18 protein-coding genes and 1 pseudogene are annotated in these 18,851 nt (G+C 66.9%); 11 read left to right on the forward strand and 8 right to left on the reverse strand.

Annotated elements, in window-relative coordinates; genetic code table 11:
* Positions 1 to 968 precede the first annotated feature (968 nt).
* Positions 969 to 1,217: a hypothetical protein gene (locus LBW94_RS28780; protein ID WP_225059963.1), complete on the reverse strand. Its 249-nt coding sequence runs from the start codon at positions 1,215 to 1,217 to the stop codon at positions 969 to 971.
* Positions 1,214 to 1,957, reverse strand: a complete 744-nt coding sequence (locus LBW94_RS28785) for a TauD/TfdA family dioxygenase (protein ID WP_225059964.1) — start codon at positions 1,955 to 1,957, stop codon at positions 1,214 to 1,216. Before LBW94_RS28785 ends, LBW94_RS28780 begins: the two co-directional genes overlap by 4 nt.
* 98 nt (positions 1,958 to 2,055) lie before the next feature.
* Between LBW94_RS28785 and LBW94_RS28790 the strand changes: the two genes are divergently transcribed.
* The 3 genes from LBW94_RS28790 to LBW94_RS28800 all read left to right on the forward strand — a co-directional run bounded on the left by LBW94_RS28790 (position 2,056) and on the right by LBW94_RS28800 (position 4,189).
* Entirely contained in the window at positions 2,056 to 2,481 is a 426-nt protein-coding gene (locus LBW94_RS28790; RefSeq protein ID WP_225059965.1) for an NUDIX hydrolase, read from the forward strand.
* A 140-nt stretch (positions 2,482 to 2,621) separates the two neighbouring features.
* The gene (locus LBW94_RS28795; RefSeq protein WP_225059966.1) at positions 2,622 to 3,236 is read left to right on the forward strand and encodes a helix-turn-helix domain-containing protein; all 615 of its coding nucleotides are present in this window, start codon (positions 2,622 to 2,624) and stop codon (positions 3,234 to 3,236) included.
* 104 nt (positions 3,237 to 3,340) lie between these two features.
* On the forward strand, positions 3,341 to 4,189 hold the full coding sequence (locus LBW94_RS28800) for a transposase family protein (RefSeq protein ID WP_225062831.1): 849 nt from the start codon (positions 3,341 to 3,343) through the stop codon (positions 4,187 to 4,189).
* A 487-nt stretch (positions 4,190 to 4,676) separates the two neighbouring features.
* On the opposite strand, the pseudogene LBW94_RS28805 reads toward LBW94_RS28800, so the two are convergent.
* Positions 4,677 to 5,822 (reverse strand): annotated as a pseudogene (locus LBW94_RS28805) (IS3 family transposase).
* Positions 5,823 to 5,919: 97 nt separating this feature from the next.
* Positions 5,920 to 6,468, reverse strand: coding sequence for a hypothetical protein (locus LBW94_RS28810; protein ID WP_266272483.1), 549 nt, complete (start codon positions 6,466 to 6,468; stop codon positions 5,920 to 5,922).
* On the opposite strand from LBW94_RS28810, the gene LBW94_RS28815 reads away from it, so the two are divergent.
* The gene (locus tag LBW94_RS28815; protein WP_225058329.1) at positions 6,467 to 6,772 is read left to right on the forward strand and encodes a tyrosine-type recombinase/integrase; all 306 of its coding nucleotides are present in this window, start codon (positions 6,467 to 6,469) and stop codon (positions 6,770 to 6,772) included. The two genes, LBW94_RS28810 and LBW94_RS28815, sit on opposite strands and share 2 nt — an antisense overlap.
* A 90-nt stretch (positions 6,773 to 6,862) precedes the next feature.
* A complete protein-coding gene (locus tag LBW94_RS28820) occupies positions 6,863 to 7,933 on the forward strand; it encodes an ABC transporter ATP-binding protein (RefSeq protein WP_225058314.1) in 1,071 nt (356 codons plus the stop codon).
* A 135-nt stretch (positions 7,934 to 8,068) separates the two neighbouring features.
* Here the strand turns inward: LBW94_RS28820 and LBW94_RS28825 are convergent, their stop codons facing one another.
* Positions 8,069 to 8,566 carry a winged helix-turn-helix transcriptional regulator gene (locus tag LBW94_RS28825; protein ID WP_225058313.1) on the reverse strand — a complete coding sequence of 166 codons (498 nt, stop codon included), beginning with the start codon at positions 8,564 to 8,566 and terminating at the stop codon, positions 8,069 to 8,071.
* 99 nt (positions 8,567 to 8,665) lie between these two features.
* Here LBW94_RS28825 and LBW94_RS28830 point away from each other — a divergent pair, with 99 nt between their 5' ends.
* Positions 8,666 to 9,835 (forward strand): thiolase family protein, encoded by a 1,170-nt coding sequence (locus LBW94_RS28830; RefSeq protein ID WP_225058312.1) that lies wholly within the window; start codon positions 8,666 to 8,668, stop codon positions 9,833 to 9,835.
* Between the two features lie 348 nt (positions 9,836 to 10,183).
* On the opposite strand, the gene LBW94_RS28835 is transcribed toward LBW94_RS28830, so the two are convergent.
* The gene (locus LBW94_RS28835) at positions 10,184 to 10,921 is read right to left on the reverse strand and encodes a TetR/AcrR family transcriptional regulator (protein ID WP_225058311.1); all 738 of its coding nucleotides are present in this window, start codon (positions 10,919 to 10,921) and stop codon (positions 10,184 to 10,186) included.
* 308 nt (positions 10,922 to 11,229) lie between these two features.
* Here LBW94_RS28835 and LBW94_RS28840 point away from each other — a divergent pair, with 308 nt between their 5' ends.
* Together LBW94_RS28840 and LBW94_RS28845 are read left to right on the forward strand one after the other, a co-directional pair.
* On the forward strand, positions 11,230 to 12,765 hold the full coding sequence (locus tag LBW94_RS28840) for an FAD-dependent monooxygenase (RefSeq protein WP_225058310.1): 1,536 nt from the start codon (positions 11,230 to 11,232) through the stop codon (positions 12,763 to 12,765).
* Between the two features lie 252 nt (positions 12,766 to 13,017).
* Positions 13,018 to 13,992: an o-succinylbenzoate synthase gene (locus LBW94_RS28845; RefSeq protein WP_225058309.1), complete on the forward strand. Its 975-nt coding sequence runs from the start codon at positions 13,018 to 13,020 to the stop codon at positions 13,990 to 13,992.
* Between the two features lie 31 nt (positions 13,993 to 14,023).
* Here LBW94_RS28845 and LBW94_RS28850 read toward each other — a convergent pair whose 3' ends face one another.
* Together LBW94_RS28850 and LBW94_RS28855 are read right to left on the reverse strand one after the other, a co-directional pair.
* Entirely contained in the window at positions 14,024 to 14,539 is a 516-nt protein-coding gene (locus tag LBW94_RS28850; RefSeq protein ID WP_225058308.1) for a TIGR04338 family metallohydrolase, read from the reverse strand.
* A gap of 141 nt (positions 14,540 to 14,680) precedes the next feature.
* Positions 14,681 to 15,526, reverse strand: coding sequence for a DUF2786 domain-containing protein (locus LBW94_RS28855; RefSeq protein WP_225058307.1), 846 nt, complete (start codon positions 15,524 to 15,526; stop codon positions 14,681 to 14,683).
* A gap of 122 nt (positions 15,527 to 15,648) precedes the next feature.
* On the opposite strand from LBW94_RS28855, the gene LBW94_RS28860 reads away from it, so the two are divergent.
* From LBW94_RS28860 to LBW94_RS28870, 3 genes are read left to right on the forward strand one after another with little or no spacing between them, the layout of a single operon-like run.
* Positions 15,649 to 16,950, forward strand: coding sequence for an ABC transporter substrate-binding protein (locus LBW94_RS28860; RefSeq protein ID WP_225058306.1), 1,302 nt, complete (start codon positions 15,649 to 15,651; stop codon positions 16,948 to 16,950).
* A 48-nt stretch (positions 16,951 to 16,998) separates the two neighbouring features.
* Positions 16,999 to 18,018, forward strand: coding sequence for a carbohydrate ABC transporter permease (locus tag LBW94_RS28865; protein ID WP_416276970.1), 1,020 nt, complete (start codon positions 16,999 to 17,001; stop codon positions 18,016 to 18,018).
* A complete protein-coding gene (locus tag LBW94_RS28870) occupies positions 18,018 to 18,851 on the forward strand; it encodes a carbohydrate ABC transporter permease (RefSeq protein WP_225058305.1) in 834 nt (277 codons plus the stop codon). Before LBW94_RS28865 ends, LBW94_RS28870 begins: the two co-directional genes overlap by 1 nt.

Genomic DNA, 18,851 nt, shown 5'->3' on the forward strand with positions numbered 1-18,851 from the left:
CTGACACAGCACCTGTGCAGCCTCCGGCTGGTTCACAACCAGGTCCGCCAGGTGCTCCAGAATGGTCACCCCTCGTCGTCATCGCTGTCACGGTGCGGGGCAATCCGCCCGAGCGAGGTCCCGAGAGTGACCAACTGCGCTCGCGAGCGAATCCCGTCGAACCTGGTGAACCCGTCAGCGGCGAGGCCGTCCGCTACCCCTGCCGCCCAATCCTGCTCGGCCGGTTCATCAACGCTGTGGAGAGCGGAGGCGGAGAGGGTGACCCCGCACCATCGTCACCTGCACCTCGCCGGCGGTATCCCCCAGGCGCTAACGTACTGGTCTTGTCACGGATGCTCGGACAAGGATGCGGCGGAGACGCTGAACGCGAACTTGTCCGGGCAACGACTCGGATCGAGCCGCCGTGCCGATGCAGTACCGAACCCTCTACTCGGATCGTCCGGCACTATTCACCAGCGGCTAGCACAGCAGGGGATATCCAGTCAATCGAGCAGGTAGGCGGTATCGGAACGCCATTGCAGATCAGCCTGAACCATCGTCGTTTTGCGGAGATTCTTGCTGGATTCTTGTCACGGGTGGCCCCTGAACCACGAGGTCAACGAGGTTCGGGGGTCGCCTCATATCCGACAGGCAAGCGGATCGGCATCGCACCTACGCCGCATCTGGTGGCCCACCGGGGCCGCCGTGTGACGCTGATCGGCTCTCAGTTTCGCCCGACCCACGGCCACCGTGCGGCCAGCGCTTCAGCTTCCATGTGCCCGTGCTGAACTCTTCGACGTTCGCTACCGCCCGACCTGGCGACAGGTCCAGCCCGAACGAATCAGCCGCCGCGCCGGTCACATCCGCCACCATCAGTCGAGCTGTCGACCCGATCTGACGCTTGTCCCGAACGAGGGTCCACCGATCGATTGCCGGTACGTGCGCGATCCAGTGCGCACCACAGCAATGCACCCTCGTCAAGTACTGCATCACTTCACCGCCGATCTGTCAGCGCGATGCAATCGACCCTCTGATTCGAGGATCCGCAATGCCGCTTCCTTCTGTCTGCATCGCACTGATTCGCTGTGCAAGTGAACTCGTGAGAGTCGGTGCGCTTCTTCGATGGTGAGCGGCCCGGGGTCGAAACCACAATGATCGTAATACGGGTAGTCGTTCGGATCATCCGAACCGTTCTCGAACCGGATAGCCATCTGCGCCGTGGCGAAATCCACGTTCACGCAATCACCTCCGCACTGTCGCGCTCCCCGAATCCAGACAGAATCGCGAACTCCGGGTGAGGGTTCAGGCTGAGTCTGTACATGACCCGACCACCGGTGAAGGCGAGTCGGCCGTGCATCCATCGGTGGTTGTGCAGGACGTAGCCTTGACCCGGTTCGAGCATGAACCGGACCGTGTATCGCTCTATCGCCGCATCGAGCACCGGCAACCACCGTGAGAGCTCCGGCGAGTACTTCGCCAATCCATCACGGCGATAACGGATACGAATGCGACCGCCTTGGACAGGCTCGAATATCGAACCCAGATGGCCGGCGGCACCTCCGAAGAGAACTGATCGCGGCTGACACAAGGCATGCGCCGCTTCCGGCTCGTTCGCGGCCAGATCGGCGAAAACCTTGCGCCCGTCTATGGCGATGCAATCGCCCCCGGTAGTGCTCTTTCGGCCACACACAACGACCAGCAGAGCAGGCGGTTCTGCAATGCCGGATCTATCGGTGTGAGGCGGCAGCGCGCCAGTACCGAACCCTTCGAATCCGAGCCGGGCCGCGAGGCCCGCCCGGTGCTCCAGGATCGTTACCCCATCGTCGTCACTGTCGCGGTGGGCAATGATTCGCCCGAGACATGTTCCGAGAGTGACCAACTGTGCGCGCGAGCGAATCCTGTCGAACCTGGCGAACCCGTCAGCAGCGAGGCCGGCCGCTACCCCCGCCGCCCAATCTTGCTGCAAGTCAACGAACATGACTCATACCGTGCGGCCCGCTGGTCTGCCGTGTCCACTGACAAACTGTCAACCCTCGCTCCCCCTCGAGCCAACGTGAACGGTGCTAGCGTCGCAGCATGACCTCCGGATACGTGCCGCACATGTACTCGATCTCGATCAAGGGTGTCGTCGTCCGCGATGGGCAGGTTCTCCTACTGAAGAACGAGCGTGACGAGTGGGAATTGCCCGGCGGCAGAGTCGAACCCGACGAAACGCCGGAAGAATGCGTGGCGCGCGAGATCAGCGAAGAGACACAGTGGCCGGTCACTACCGGACCCATCCTCGACTCATGGATCTACTACATCAACGCGGTTGAGCGTCATGTATTCATCGTGACCTACGGATGTTATCCCGATACCGACGCCGAGCCTGTGTTGTCGCATGAACACAAGGAAGTCGGCTTGTTCGCGGAAGATGAAATTTCCGGCCTGAACATGCCGGACGGCTACAGGCGTTCCATCATGACTTGGTTTGCCCAACTCCGAGCGGCCGAAAGCGTCTGAGGGATGTCATGGCCAGCGGTAGGTGTCGACAGTGCGGCGTAGCGGTCGGTCGCTTTGCAGGTGAGCCTATATGCCCTACTTGCGCGACCGAGTCCGAAAGTAGTCGATCCGTAGTCCGCGCCTCGCCGATAAACTCCGCAGTGTGGTTGTGGGCTGCGCCAGAGGCAGCTACCGCTATCGCCAGCCGCGACCTGACGATAATTCTTCGAACATACCGCCGAATCAATAAGCTAAGCCAAACGGCCCTTGCCAATATTCTCGGCTATGACAGTTCCTATGTGTCGATGCTCGAAACAGGCAAGCGCGTAATCAGCGATGTAGAAACACGTCGACATATCGCCGCTCGGCTCGGTATCCCACCTCACATTCTTGGCTTGGCCGGCACCGATGACGCAGAATATCGCGCAATGATCCAATTCGGAGATTCGACAGTCAGACTCGCCGAGATAGCCCGGCAAGCGGGCCGGGCTGTAGAGGCAGTAAACGAGCTATGGCCATTGGTGGCCAGAATGGAAGCACGCGCAGCTGAAGGCCGCATGGAGCGAGACAGCCTTGAACTGCTCGCGCAAGCCCGGGTAGCCCTCGGCGTCTCGCTCGGCACCGTATTACCAGAAGAGCGCCTATCATCTGCCGCTCGATGGACAGGCCAAGCAGTTAAGGTTGCCGCCAATCTCGATGATCCTCAGTTCTACGCACATACCCTTAGAATGCATGGTAATGAGCCATTCCGGGTAAGGGTGGCTGCGGCGGCTTGACCTGGTGACACGCCGGAACGTGTTGGGGTGCAACGTGAAAGCGCGGAGTGCCTGGTAGAGGTTGTTTCGACCAAGAAGACAACTTCATAGGAACTCCGCGCCCCATGAGTGTGACATACACAGCCGTCCTGCCGGTCTCCGAGCCCACTGTCGAACGCTTGACCAGCCTGCTCGAAACCGAACGCCGTCGCCGGGGCACTCGTGCGGGGCGGCGGGCGCTGTGCTGCTTTGACCAGGCCGTTCTCGTGCTCCGCTGGTTCCTCGACGCTGTTCGTGTCAGCCAGCTCGCCGTCGATCACGGCATCGGTAAATCCACCTGCTACGCCTACCTTCACGAAGGGATCGACGTGCTCGCCGACCAGGCACCCGACCTCGGGCAGGCGTTATGGGAGGCGTATCTGGCTGGGCACGAGCATGTTTCGGTCGATGGCACGCTTATCGAAACCGATCGGATCAGCGAACCCGGACCGACCCTGCGCAAGGGCAGTTCCAGCGGTCGCCGCGTCGATCTGTGGTGGTCCGGCAAACACCGCCACCACGGCGGGAACGTGCAGGTCGTGACGGTGCCCGACGGATTTCCGATCTGGACTTCCGACGTGCGGCCCGGCCGCGAACACGACACCAAAGCGTTGCGTACCCACGAGGGTGTGCATGATGCGTTCACCGGCTGGACCAGCCACGACCTTGCTGTGCTGGGCGATCTCGGCTACGAAGGACAAGCCCCGCTGATCACCACCGCGACCAAGACCCCGGCCGGCGGGACGCTCACCGAGGAACACAAGACCGCCAACAAGGCTCACAACACCCGCAGAGCCCTCGGCGAGCGCGGAAACGCGCTGCTCAAAACCACTTTCAAAGCTCTTCGCCGAGTCACGCTGTGCCCGTGGCGAATCGGCGCCATCACCGCCGCCGCACTGGTACTGCTCCAACTCGAACACCGCCGCACAGCGTGAGCGCCCGACACGCCGCTTACCCGGAATGGCTCAGTGAGCTACAGAAGCCGGTACCATGCTCGATCAATTGGAGCACGAATGATGTCACGCCCGAGCCGATCGAGCTTCCACATCTTGGCGCGGCGGGCTCTTCGAACATCCATAATGCCGATGAGCAGACGTTCGGCCGCCCGCCAGTCGGCAGGGTTACCACCGGCAAGCACGGTAAGCTCACGGGCGGTCCTACGGAAGGTACGTCATGCACGTAGTGGTTTTTCAGGGAGGCAGCATTGACCGGATTCAGAATGCCGAGCATGCTCGGTCCATTCGTAGTTTCGGCAGAGCAGATCGTAGGCCTCACGGGTGGTGCATTCACCGCGTTCGTCAACACATTATTATCTACTGAGGTTTCAGCTGCGGGGATGGCCGGCTGGCTGCTTACAACTATGTGAGCGGTCCCCGATGACGAGACCACCCGGGAATTGAGTCCGGGTGATTTCGTTGGTGTTCAGTTGGTCGCGCAGGCCCCCGGGTGGTGGGTGCAGGTGCAGGCCGCAACGTACTCGGCCGGCGTGCGGTAGCCCAGCGCCGTATGTCGATGCCGCTGGTTGTGGTCGGCCTTGAAATCGCCGATCACCACCCGGGCCTCGAGCAGGCTGGTCCAGTGGTTGCGGTTCAGGCACTCGGTCCGCAACCGGCGATTGAACGATTCGACGAACCCGTTGTTCCACGGCGTGCCCGGCGGAATGTAGGAGATCCCGACCCTGTCGGCGCAAAATCGTTGCAGGGCATGGGAAATCATCTCCGGCCCGTTGTCCATCCGCAGCACCCGAGGCGGCCCGCCGGCCGCGGTGAACACCTTCTCCAACTCGGCGACGAGCCGCTCGGAGGTGATCGACCGTTCGACGATGTGCAGCAGGGATTCGCGAGTGTGCTCGTCGATCATCGACGCGATCTTCACCGCGCGACCATCGACTGTGGAGTCGAACTGGAAGTCCAACGCCCACACCACTTTCGGGGCGTCGGCTTCGATCGGCGGGACCGAGGAGATCCCGGCTCGCTTGCGGGGATGGTGTTCGCGGACCTGTAGACCCTCCTCCCGCCAGAGCCGGTGGACCTTCTTGATGTTGACGTCGCCGCCCTCGTCGAACCGCAGCCGCGCCCAGGCACGCCGGAACCCGTGGCCCTGATTCCTGACCGCGTACGAGCGCAGCCAGGCCCGCAGGGCGGCGTCCGGGTCCGCCGGTGTCCGCGCGGCGGGTAGCCGACGATAGGTCGACCGGTTGAGCCCAACGACCTTGCACGCGAACCGTTCCGACATGCCCATCACCTCTGTGAGCATGTCCACGACGCGGCGACCAGCCGCTGGGCTCACCATTTTCCCTTGGCGATCTCCCGCAGTGCGTCTTTCTCCAACTCGGCGTCGGCCAGCAACCGCTTCAGCCTGGCGTTCTGTTCCCGCAGCTCCTCGAGCTCCTTGGCCGCGTCGGTGTCCACGCCGCCGTACTGACACCGCCAGTTGTAGAGCGTCGCCGCCGATATCCCGAGCTCGGCAGCGACCTCCTCACCGGTCTTGCCGGCGGCGGTCAGCTCGTCGGCCAGGCGCAGCTTCCCCCACGATGTCCTCCGCAGAATGCCGCTTCCGTCCTGCCATGTCGATCAGTGTCCCTTCTCGGCCCTCACCAGGCCAAACAGGACTCTAATACCGATCGGTCTCATTCATTGGGGACGGCCCACACCCTCCAGCAGGTTTACGCAGCCCGTTCGGCCACGAGGTGGTAGCGTGTGCTGTCGCCCATGGTGGCGGAAGCCTTCACGAGGTGCCCGGCCTCAAGGTCCGACAGCACGGTCTCGACGTTCGGGCGCAGGTCGGAACGAACCGAGCGCCGCAGTGCCGTCACCGACGCCGGGCCGTCTTCGAGAATGGTGAGAACCCGTGCCCGGCAGCGCTGGTACTTCTTCTCAGCGATGCGCTCGCTGCGCTGGTCGACCTCGTCGGCCTGCCGATGGATCTCCGCTACAGCCCGCACTGTGGTCGCCGCGTGGATCGCTTCCCGGGTACGCGAACTGACCTCCATCACCACACCCGCCAGCACCCAGTCCGACACATCCACGGCAGTCCGGCCGTCCAGGGCCATCAGTGCCGCCGCGACCTTCAACCGGCACAGCAGAAGACGACCGTCCAGCGGGTCCACCGAGTCCGGGTCACGCAGCTTGGCCAACTGGAACCGGTCCACCTCGTCCACGACCACCGCCAGCACCCCGAGGTGCCCCGGCTGCCAGTCCGGCACAGTCAGCATCAGCGGCTGCGGTTGTACGGGACGCCGGTCCGGCGCATCAGGGTCATCGCGCGCGAAGGTGCAGCGGGTCACTCCGCACGACCTTCGCCACCCATGCGCCTCGCTGGCTGTGTCGGCAGGCGCTAACGTACTGGTCTTGTCACGGATGCTCGGGCACAAGGACGCGGCGGAGACGCTGAACACCTACGCGGACTCGTTCGATGACGACTTGGACCGAGTCGCTGTGGCAATGCAGGAGAAGTACGGCGCAGGAGCTTGTCAAAATCTTGTCACCGTGGGTGACGAGATCGGCATGGCCGCCTGAAGACCGGCCTTCACCTGCAACTGTCCGAAGGACCGAACCCTCTACTCGGATCGTCCGGCACGTTCCTGCCGGTGAAGGGATTGATTCATCATGGCTACGGTCACTTTCGATCGCGCTACCCGGTTGTACCCGGGTGCTGCCAAACCTGCCGTCGACGCGCTGAACCTGGAGATCGCCGACGGGGAGTTCCTCGTGCTGGTCGGGCCTTCCGGGTGTGGGAAGTCGACCTCGTTGCGGATGCTCGCCGGGCTCGAGGATGTGGACGGGGGGCGGATTCTGATCGGGGACAAGGATGTCACGCATGCCGAGCCCAAGCAGCGGGATATCGCGATGGTGTTCCAGAATTACGCGCTCTATCCGCACATGACGGTGGCGGAGAACATGGGGTTCGCGTTGAAGATGGCGAAGGTGCCGAAGGCGGAGAAGGACGAGCGGGTGCTGGCGGCCGCCAAGTTGCTGGATTTGGAGGAGTACCTGGGGCGGAAGCCGAAGGCGTTGTCCGGCGGACAGCGGCAGCGGGTCGCGATGGGGCGGGCGATCGTGCGGCAGCCTCAGGTGTTCTTGATGGATGAGCCGTTGTCGAATCTCGATGCCAAGTTGCGGGTGCAGACGCGGACCCAGATCGCGCAGTTGCAGCGGCGGCTGGGGACCACCACCGTATATGTCACCCATGATCAGGTCGAGGCCATGACCATGGGGGACCGGGTGGCGGTGTTGAAGGACGGGTTGTTGCAGCAGTGCGCGAGCCCGCGCGATCTGTATCGGGATCCGGCGAACCTGTTCGTGGCGGGGTTCATGGGGTCACCCGCGATGAATCTGTTCACACTTCCGGTGCGCGACGGGGCGGTGACGCTGGGCGGACTCGTGCTGCCGGTGCCCCGCGAGGTCGCCGATGCGGCCGCCGGGGGTTCGGTGGTGGTGGGTATCCGGCCGGAGCATTTCGAGATCGCCGACAACGGCATCGCCGTCGAGGTGGATGTGGTCGAAGAGCTCGGTTCCGACGCCTATGTGTACGGCCGCACCCTCGGTGACAGCGGTGAAACCGTCGTCTCGCGGGTCGACTGGCGCAATCCGCCGGCTCGGGGCGAGAAGCTGTCGCTGCGTGCCGATGCGGAGCGCACCTACTTCTTCGATCCGGACAGCGGGCGTCGGCTCGCCTGATCTGACTCCGCCCGCTACCGGGTGCCGCCGGACCGGATCGGCCGGAGACCGTCTCCCGACCGGTCCGGCGACCCCTCGTCACCCTCGAACGATGCGGTGGCGCAGCGAATCACGTCCCGCCGCACCGCGTCCGGCTCAGTGGCGGCGCCAGGACCGGTTCAGTCGTACTCGCACATTCTCCAGGGGCACCTCGGCGCCGTCGGCGCTGTGCAACTCCAGGTGCACCGGTGCGCCGGTGTCGTGTTCGACCCGTTCCAGCGGCGGCACTCCGTCCTGGAGGTACTTGTCGCCCCACTGCCACAGCGCCAGCACCACGGGGAGCGCGTCGCGGCCGCAGTCGGTGAGCACGTACTCGTGGCGGGTGCGTTTGCCCTCCTCGCGATAGGGCTGTTTGCGCAGCAGACCGGCCTCGGTCAGCTTGCGCAGCGCGGTCGCCGCGGCGGCGTCGGTGATGCCCACCCGTCCGGCGAAACCGTCGAACCGGGTGGTGCCGTACATGGCCTCACGCAGGATCAGGATCGCCGAGCGCGTCCCGATGACGTCGAACGCCTTCGCGATCGAGCATTCGTCGGGTTGCCAGGAGGCGAGATCGCGTAAAGGACCTTCCAATACAACGGCCATGACCGACATCATAGCCCATCTGACTTGTGGCAACTATTGCCAGCGCCTAACCTGGCTATAGATCGGCCGAGTTAGGTAGCCGGCCGGTTGCGACAATCGGAAGGACTGGCCATGAGAGACGCAGTGATCGTCGAAGCCGTGCGCACTCCCGTCGGCAAGGGCAAGGCGACCGGCGCGCTGCACGAGGTGCATCCGGTGGACCTGCTCGCGCACAGCCTGCGCGAGGTGGTGGGCCGCAGCGGCATCGATGCGGGCCTGATCGACGACGTGATCGGCGGCGTCGTCACGCAGGTCGGCGAGCAGTCGGTCAACATCACCCGGCGGGCGGCACTGGCCGCCGGTTACCCCGAATCGGTGCCCGCCACCACCGTCGACCGGCAGTGCGGCAGCAGCCAGCAGGCCATCCACTTCGCGGCACAGGGCGTCATCGCCGGCGCCTACGATGTGGTGGTCGCCGCCGGGCTGGAGTCGATGAGCCGAATCCCGATGGGCTCCAGCACGATCGGCGCCACCGACCTGAACGGCGTCGCCTTCGCGCAGCGCTATCCCGACGAGCTGGTGCCGCAGGGCATCAGCGCCGAACTGATCGCCTCCCGCTGGGACATCAGCCGGACCGCGATGGACGAGTTCTCCCTCGCCAGCCACGAGAAGGCCGCGGCCGCGACGAAGAACGGCTCGTTCGAGGCACAGCTCGCGCCGCTGGCCGGGCTCACCAGCGACGAGGGCATCCGGGTGGGCAGCAGCCTGGAGACCCTCGGCGGCCTGCGGCCCGCGTTCTACAACGAGCAGTACGGCGCCCGCTTCCCGGAGATCGGCTGGAACATCACCGCCGCCAACTCCAGCCAGATCAACGACGGCAGCGCCGCGGTGCTGATCACCACCAGCGAGAAGGCGAAGGAATTGGGCCTGCGGCCGCTGGCCCGGCTGCACAGCTTCTCCGTCGCCGGTGACGATCCGCTGCTGATGCTGACCGCGGTCATCCCCGCGACTCGGAAGGTGTTGCAGCGGGCCGGATTACAGCTGTCCGACATCGATCTGTTCGAGGTGAACGAGGCGTTCGCCGCGGTGGTGCTGGCCTGGGCGAAAGACACCGGGGCGGACCTGTCGAAGGTGAACGTGCACGGTGGCGCGATCGCCATCGGCCACCCGCTGGGTGCGTCCGGGGCGCGGCTGGCCACCACGCTGGTCCACGCCATGGCCGAGCGTGGCGCCCGCTTCGGCCTGCAAACCATGTGCGAGGCAGGCGGATTGGCCAACGCGACCATCTTCGAACGGTTGTAGGACGCGTAGTCGACGATCCGGGAGCGCCACGGCGCTTCCAGATCGTTGGACCGGCATCCATGTAGATCGGATCCACGTATCCGGCCGAGGTCGGCGACGCGTTGGCAATCGGTCCGGCCGATGCCGTGGACGCACATCTCGGGTCCGGTGGAATTCCCGGGATACTCCGCAGCCGGCCGTCGGGGACGTCCGCCCTCGATTTCCTCCGGCAGGAATGTCTCGATCCGGCGGCGCCGGTCTTCGGTATCCCGGAATCCACACTGCTTGCCGAATTTCCGAATCCCGACCAATCACGCCGCGTGCTCGAAGCCGTCGGCAGTGACGAGATTCGGTGGGGGCCCGAGCAGGTCATCGCCGCATGGCGCTCGTCACCGTTCCGGGGTTGCCGAGGCCGTCCATGATCAGGCCGAGAGTGAACTCGAAGCGGTCCTGGGCGGTTCCGGCCGTGAGTTCGGTGGCGTAGCGCTTGGTGTTCGGGAGGGAGTCGGGGAGGACAGCGAAGCGCTGCGGTAGTTCGTCGCGGTCGACGGCCGAACGGTCGATGAGGGAATTCTCCAGGCAGAATGCGTTGATGTAGAGGAGCAGGGCGTCGATCGCCCAGGCTGCCGTCTGCGGGTCGGCGCCGCCGGCCAGCACGACGGCCAGCAGGCCCTCGCTGACGCGCAGGGTTTCCAGATTGGTCGGGACGACCGCCAGTGCCGCCAGCGAGATGCCGGGATAGCGCTGGTACTGCTCACGGATCCGGGTGCAGACCTCGATGAGCTGCTCCCGCCAGCGCCGTGGATCCGCTTCGGGGAGTTCGATTTCGGCGCACAGGCGTCCCACCAGCAGATCGTCCAGATCCTCTTTGTTCACGACGTGGGCATAGAGCGATGCCGGGCCCGTCTCGAGGGCGCCGGCCACTCGCCGCATCGTCAAGGAGGCGTATCCCTCGCGCTCGACGATGCCGAGCGCGGTCTCGACGATCGCGTCGACAGTGATGGGTTGCTTCCGGCCCGCCGACGGTCCGCGACGGGGTGCGGCGGGGTCGCCGGGTGCCGCTTGCTGATGCCGTGCGGCGCGTCGTCGCTGCGGAGGCGAGTCCATGGCCGCAAGTCTAACCGGGGGCGAGCATGGTTCTTATTGACGCGAACATTGTTCTAGTAGTAGAACGGTGTTCGTACACCGCCCTCCTCGCAGAGTTCGTCGGCACCCGACGACACCCGGATTGCTCGTGCCGTCCCGGGCGAACCTGCCGAGTCCCCTGGCCGGCCGACACGCGCCCGGTGCGGCCCACCGCCGAACGATCCGGTGCCTCGATACTTGTCGCCGATTACCGCTCCGACCTGCTGAGACGGGCTCAATCGAACGAGGCGGACCTGCGGAGACCGGCCCCGTCGGAGAGAAGGATCCCGATGCCCGAACAGACCACATCACCCGCCCGGACCGACTACGACGTACTCATCGTCGGCGCCGGCCCGGTCGGCCTGATGCTCGCCATCGAACTGCGCACCGCCGGAATCCGGGTGCTGGTCATCGAGCGGCTGGCCGAACCCGACACGGCCGTCAAGGCCGGCGCGGTCAATGCCGCCGCGACGGCGGCCCTGGAACGCCGCGGTCTGCTACCCGCCCTACGTGAGGCGCTGCGGCGGTTGTCCGTCCCGGTCGACGGCGGGCGAGCGCCCTCGGTCGGGCATTTCGGCGGCATCCAGGTCCCCGCCGGTCCGGTCGACCGAGAGGATCCGGTCCTGCGCGGCCGTGGCGCCGACGGCTGGTACCTGCCGATCCCGCAGGCCGAGTTGGAACGGGTACTCGGCCGGTACGCGGCGGAACTCGGCGTCGACATCCGCCGCGGGGTCGAGGTACGCGGCTTCGACGCCGACGAATCCGGTGTCACCGTCGGGTTGAACGGCAGCGCCGACGTGCGGGCGGCCTGGCTGGCCGGATGCGACGGCGGACACAGCCTCGTCCGGCGGCTGGCGGGCTTCGAGTTCACCGGGACGGATCCCGGGATCACCGGCCGCCAGGCGATCGCCACCGTGACCGGGGCGGACGGGCTACCGCCGGGCTGGCAGCACACCCCCACCGGCGTCTACGTCCACGGGCCGATGCCGGGCCGGGTGCGCACGGTCGAATTCGACGGTCCACCGGCCGATCGGGAGGCCCCGGTCACCGCGACCGAAATCGAGGACAGTCTGCGGCGTGTCACCGGCGCCGACATCCGCGTCACCGACCTGGTCGCCGGCACCCGCTTCACCGACAACGCCCGGCAGGCGACGACCTACCGCCGCGGCCGCGTCCTACTCTGCGGGGACGCCGCCCACGTGCACTCGCCGTTCAGCGGTCAGGGCCTCAACCTCGGCCTCGGCGACGCCGTCAACCTGGGCTGGAAGCTCGCCGCCACCGTGCGGGGCCGGGCACCCGCCGGCCTGCTCGACACCTACACCGCCGAACGCCATCCGATCGGGGCCTGGGTGCTCGATTGGACGCGCGCACAGGTCGCCGTGATGCGCGGCGACGCCGACAGCCGCGCACTGCGAGCCGTGGTCACCGACTTCCTCGGCACCCGCGACGGGGCTACCTACTACGTGCAACGGGTCTCCGGCCTCTGGCAGCACTACGACCTCGGCGGCGGCCATCCGCTGGTCGGCGCGACGACGCCCGAACTCCGACTGGGCGACGGGACACGGCTCGCCGACCACACCCGCTCCAGCCGCGCGCTGCTCGTCGATCTCGCCGGGGACGATCGGCTCACGGCCCTGGCCGAGCAATACTCCGGACGCCTGGAACTGGTCCGGGCTCGTTCGGGCGACACGACGGTGAGCAGCGTGCTGATCCGGCCCGACGGCGTGGTGGCCTGGGCGGCGGACGGCATCGAGGACCTCGGCGGCCTGGAAACCGCTCTGACCCGCTGGCTCGGGAGCGGCGTGCGAGTTCCGTCCGAGCCGTGACACCTGCGGATACATCGACCGATGCCGCCGCGCCACAGGTCCGGCCGCACCGGGACCGTCTCACTGCCGCCGACAATCGACGGCACAGGTGATCGAACTGTCCCGATCGGAAATCCGGCCGCGCGCAGACCGTCCCAGCCGACCCGAGCGGCCGAACCTCGTGAGCAGGTCGACGCGAGTCCGACCCGGGTAGCGCGGGCGAGTGCGGACAGGCTGGGCCCGTTCGGCCGGGCCGGGTCCTAGGCTGAGCCCATGAGCGATCTGCTGGATCCGCGGTCCGCGTTCGTCTACGCCATTCCGCTGCGCAACCGGTTCCGGGGGATCACCGTGCGGGAGGGTGTGCTGATCGAGGGGCCGCTCGGGTGGGGGGAATTCTGTCCCTTCGCCGAATACGACGACCGGGAGGCCGCCGGGTGGCTGGCCACCACGGTGGAACAGATCTCCGTCGGATGGCCGGCGCCGGTGCGGGATCGGATTCCGGTGAATTGCATCGTGCCCGCGGTGGATCCGGAGCGCGCGTACGCGATCGTCGCCGAATCCGGTTGCCGCACCGCGAAAGTGAAGATCGCGGATCACCCCGGTTCGCTCACCGAGGATCTGGCCCGGGTCGAGGCCGTCCGGGCCGCGCTCGGGCCCGAGGGCGCGATCCGGGTGGACGCCAACGCCGTCTGGGATGTCGAGACCGCGGTCCACCACATCCAGAAGATCGAACATGCCGCGGGCGGACTGGAATACGTCGAGCAACCGTGCCGCGACATCGAGGAATTGGCGGCCGTCCGGCGGCGGACCGGTGTCCGGATCGCCGCCGACGAATCCATCCGCCGCGCCGGCGATCCGCTGCGGGTCGATGTCGCCGCGGCGGCCGATATCGCCGTGCTGAAATGCACCCCGCTCGGCGGCGTGCGACGCGCGCTGAAGGTCGCCGAGGCCACCGGACTGCCGTGCGTGGTGTCCTCCGCACTGGAGACCAGCGTCGGCCTCTCGGCCCAACTGGCGCTGGCCGGCGCACTGCCGGAGCTCGATTTCGCCTGCGGCCTGGGCACTGTGAAGCTGTTCGACGGAGACGTGGTCGCCGAATCATCACGCCCGGTCGACGGTTTCCTCCCGGTTCCGAAAGCCCCACCGACCCCGGATCCCGCACTGCTGCGCCGCTTCCGGCACCCGGACCCGGACCGGACCGCCTGGTGGCGCACCCGCCTCGAACGGGTGCGGCTGTTGCTGCGCTGATCGCCGGTTCCGGTCGGTGCGCAGCGGGTCGTCAGCCCAGGCGGGCGCCGCAACCGAGCAGCGTGGTGCGCAGCAACAGCGCGGCCTCCGGGCCGACGATCCCGTCCACCAGATCGAGGTAGCGAGTGCAGAATTCGGGGCCGTGCGCTGCCAGGTCGGCTCCGGCGGGTTCCAGGTGGTGGGCGAGTTCGTGGAGAACCACCAACTCGCGCAGGGCCCAAGCGGTTCCGCCGGTGTGCAGGGGGACCGCGAGGACACCGGTGTCGAATTCGTAGTGGGCCGCCAGGGCTCCCGATCGAGCGCGCACCCGGATCGGCACGGTGGCGCGATCCCATTGCGCGCGTACCCAATTCAGGGACAGCACCTTGTCCGCGTAGCTCTGTACCGATTCGACCGAGGCGAATCTGCGCTCGATCGGCAGGGTCAGGTGTGAGCCGTGCAGTTCGACCGTGCGGGCGCCGTGCTCGTCGGCACGCTCGAACATCCGGCGCACCAAGCCCTCCGCGTCGTACACCCGGGCTCGCTGCGCGTCTCGGGTACCGCTCATCGCGGGCTCACGCGGGCACGACCCGGCGCACGGGCATTCGGTACCCGACCGCATCGACGTGCGTGATTCCGGGCGATGCCGAACCGAGCGCATATGCGCGCGGCGTGCAGATGCCGGTGGCGCATCCGGGACACGGCATGCTCATCGGCCCTCGTCCAATTGCCCACGTGCCGCGCCCAGTTCGGGGGCGGTGCCCAGGCGTGCGGCGCGGCCGGCGCGGTCGCCGGCGCGGCGGGCGGCGGCCGAGTAGCTCGCGGACTCCTGGGGGCCGCGCCAGGTGCCGCGGGCCTGTGAGGTGCTGGAATAGAAGTCCTTCAGCTCGACGTCCTTGTCGCGCAGGGCCACCGCGGTGCCGGGGGCCGCACTCTCCTCGCGCAGTGCCTCCGCCCGGACGTCGGCCTGTACCGAGGCCAGGCGGCGGCCGATGCGGGCCGCGAAGGCCATCTGGAAGTTCAGGCGGGCCGTCACCGGGGCTACCGGGGCCTGGACCCGGCGCTGGACCGTACGGCCCCATCGGGATTCCGCCACGATCTTCTCCACGGTGGCCGACTTGTAGGCGCCCGACTTGATGTACTGGTCCGAGGCTCGCACCATCTGTACCAGCAGGCTGGCGTAGAGGGCCTCGCAGGTGGCGATGTCGGAGTCGAATCCGTACGCGTAGACCTGGGTCGACGAGCGGGCCACATCGCAGCGCACGTCGTTGGCGGTGGCGATCGCCACGAAAAGCTGCACGTAGGTGCGCAATCCGCGCTTTCCGGGCGTGCCGATCGGAATCATCCGCTGCACGGGGGCGGCGCGGCGCTCCCGCCCGGCCACGTGCGCGCGGGCCACCGCCAGATCGATCGACGAGCGGGTGGCCAGCCGCTGGGCGGCGGCGAGGAAGGCCTCGGCCTCGTGCTCGTTGTCGGTCGACTCGGCCTGCCGCAGCAGGCCGCCGATTCGGGTCAGCAGCTTGTCCTGGGGCGCGGCGCCGGTCTGGGTGGACATGGCGGCCAGGATACGAGAACGGACCGACACTCCTCGGGCGGGCGAAGTGACGACCATGTATCTTGCCAAGGGCAACCGGCTGAGTGTGCTGGCGCTCACGTCTCGACCCTGGAGTATCCGCGATGGCTTTGAACAAGATGGCGCCCCGACGTACATCTCTCGTGTCCCGCGCGGCGCTGGCAGCGGCGTCGGTCGCCCTGCTGACCGCCGCGTTCACCAGCGCCTGCTCCAGTTCGAGCAGCGTCAACCCGCTCACCGAGAATCTGTCCGGCCGCGGGCCGATCACCTTCGTCGAGGGTAAGGACACCACCGAGACCGGTGTGGTGAAGCAACTGGTCGACCGCTGGAACTCCGCGCATCCGGACGAGAAGGTCACCTTCAAGGAACAGTCCAACGACGCCTCCCAGCAGTACGACGACCTGGCTCAGCACCTGACCGCCAAGCAGCCGGACTACGACGTGATGGCGCTGGACGTCCCGTGGACCGCCGAATTCGCGGCCAAGGGCTGGGTGCAGCCGCTGAAGGATTCGTTCTCGATCGACACCTCCACCCTGCTGTCGCCGACGGTGGCCAGCGCCACCTACAAGGGCAACCTGTACGCGGCCCCGCTCAACACCAACGGCGGCCTGCTGTTCTACCGCAAGGACCTGCTCCAGACCCCGCCGAAGACCTGGTCCGAGCTGCTGGCCGACTGCAACGTGGCGAAGTCGCACGGAATCGACTGCTACGCCGGGCAGTTCAAGAACTACGAGGGCCTGACCGTGAACTCGGCCGAGGTGATCAACGCCTTCGGCGGCACCTTCGTCGGCCCGGACGGCAAGACCCCCACGGTCGACAGCCCGCAGTCGCGCGCCGGCCTGCAGGTACTCGCCGACGCCTTCAAGAACGGCGACATCCCGAAGGAGGCCACCTCCTTCACCGAGACCGAGAGCCAGAACGCCTTCGCCCAGGGCAAACTGCTGTTCCTGCGCACCTGGCCGAGCTTCTACGGTTCGGCCAACGCCGACTCCTCGGCGGTCAAGGGCGACACCGCGGTCGCGCCGCTGCCCGGCAAGGACGGCATCGGCGCCTCCACCCTCGGCGGTTACAACGCGGCGATCAGCGCCTACTCGAAGAACAAGGCCACCGCCCTGGACTTCCTGCGCTTCCTGATCGGCGAGGACGCGCAGCACATCGTGGCCGACGGCGCGCTGCCGTCGGTGCGGGCCTCGCTCTACGACGATCCGGCGCTGATCGCGAAGATGCCCTACCTGCCCGCGCTGAAGGATTCCATCGCCAGCGCCGTGCCGCGGCCGGTGACCCCGTTCTACCCGGCGGTGTCCAAGGCCATCTCCGAGAACGCCTATGCTGCCCTGACCGGGACCAAGTCCGTCGACGACGCGATCACCGGCATGCAGAAGGGCATCGAGGCCGCCGGTTCGTAACCGGCGCTCGCAGTCCCGTCGAGTCGTTCCCGTAGGAGAAGAGTCACGGTGTCAGATCCTTCGGGAGCAACCGACCTGGCCACTCGTCCGACCCCACCCGAACCGGCGGCCGCCCGCACCCGCCGGCTGCGGCTGCCCGGTTCGGGCCGGGCCTGGTTGTTCGTCGCGCCGGTGCTGGTGGCGCTGGCCGTCGTCATCGGCTATCCGGTGGTGCGGGCGCTGATCATGTCCTTCCAGAAGGACTCCGGGCTCGATCCGGCCACCGGCATGTTCGTGCAGGGCGGCGGCGCCGGCTTCGACAACTACACACACTGGCTGTTGCAGCAGTGCCAATTGCCCGACGGCAGCGTCGAGACCTGCCCGACCGGCAATCTGGGTTCACAGTTCTGGGCGGCGATCGGCATCACCCTGCTGTTCACCGTGGTGACCGTGCTGCTGGAGACGTCGCTCGGGCTCGGGATGGCCGCCGTGATGGGCAAGACCTTCCACGGCCGCGCGATCCTGCGGGCGGCGGTGCTGATCCCGTGGGCGATCCCGACCGCGGTGACGGCCCGGCTGTGGGAGTACATGTTCCAGTACGACGGCGTGGTGAACCACCTCTTCGGCACCCACATCCTGTGGAAGACCGATCCCTGGCCGTCCCGGTTCGCGGTGATCATCGCCGACGTCTGGAAGACCACGCCGTTCATGGCGCTGCTGCTGCTGGCCGGATTGCAGGTGATCCCGGCCGATGTCTACGAGGCCGCGCGGGTCGACGGCGCCTCGGCATGGCAGCGGTTCACCCGGATCACGCTGCCGCTGCTCAAGCCCGCGCTGCTGGTGGCGGTGCTGTTCCGGACCATGGACGCGCTGCGGCTGTACGACCTGCCCGCGATCATGATGCAGGGCAACCCGCACACCCGGACGATCTCGATGCTGGTCGTGGACCAGGTGCGGCAGGGCCCGAACAGTGCCTCGGCCCTGTCGGTGATCACCTTCCTGATGATCTTCGCGGTCGCGTTCCTGCTGGTGAAGGTGCTCGGCGCGAACGCCGTCGCCACCCAGGAAGAGCAGCGGAAGGCGCACTGATGCTGAAACGTCTGAAGTCCGCGCGGATCTACGTCGCCGCGCTGATCGTGCTGGTCTGGGGCCTGGGGCCGTTCTACTGGATGGCGGTCACCGCGTTCCGCGATCCGGCCTACACCTTCGATTCCACGCCGTGGCCGACGCACGTCACGCTGGCCAACTTCCAGCACGTGTTCGACACCACCCGCGGGAACGATTTCGGCCGGGCGCTGGTCAACTCCGTGATCATCGGGCTGGCCACCATGGCGATCGCGCTGCTGCTGGGCATCCTCGCCGCCTACACGCTGGCCCGGCTGAACTTCCGCGGCCGGTCGGTGGTGTCGGGGCTGATCCTGTCGGCGTCGATGTTCCCGGTCGTGGTGCTGGTGACGCCGCTGTTCCAGCTGTTCACCGATATCGGCTGGATCGGCCACTACCAGGCGATGATCATCCCGAACATCTCGTTCGTGCTGCCGATGACGGTGTACACGCTGGCGTCGTTCTTCACCGAACTGCCGTGGGAGCTGGAGGAGGCCGCGCGCATCGACGGCGCCGGCCGGTTGCAGGCGTTCCGGCTGGTGATGCTGCCGCTGGCGGCGCCGGCCGTGTTCACCACTGCCATCCTGGCGTTCATCGCGGCGGTCAACGAGTACCTGCTGGCCCGGCTGCTGTCGGCGGACAAGACCGAACCGGTCACGGTCGCGATCTCGCGGTTCTCCGGTAACGATCCCAAGGTGCCGCCGTACGTCGAGATCATGGCGGCGGGCACGCTGGTCACGGTGCCGCTGGTGATCATGGTGCTGATCTTCCAGCGCCGCATCATCGCCGGTCTCACCGCGGGCGGCGTCAAGAGCTGA

Source organism: Nocardia sp. alder85J (assembly GCF_020176955.2).
GTDB lineage: Bacteria > Actinomycetota > Actinomycetes > Mycobacteriales > Mycobacteriaceae > Nocardia.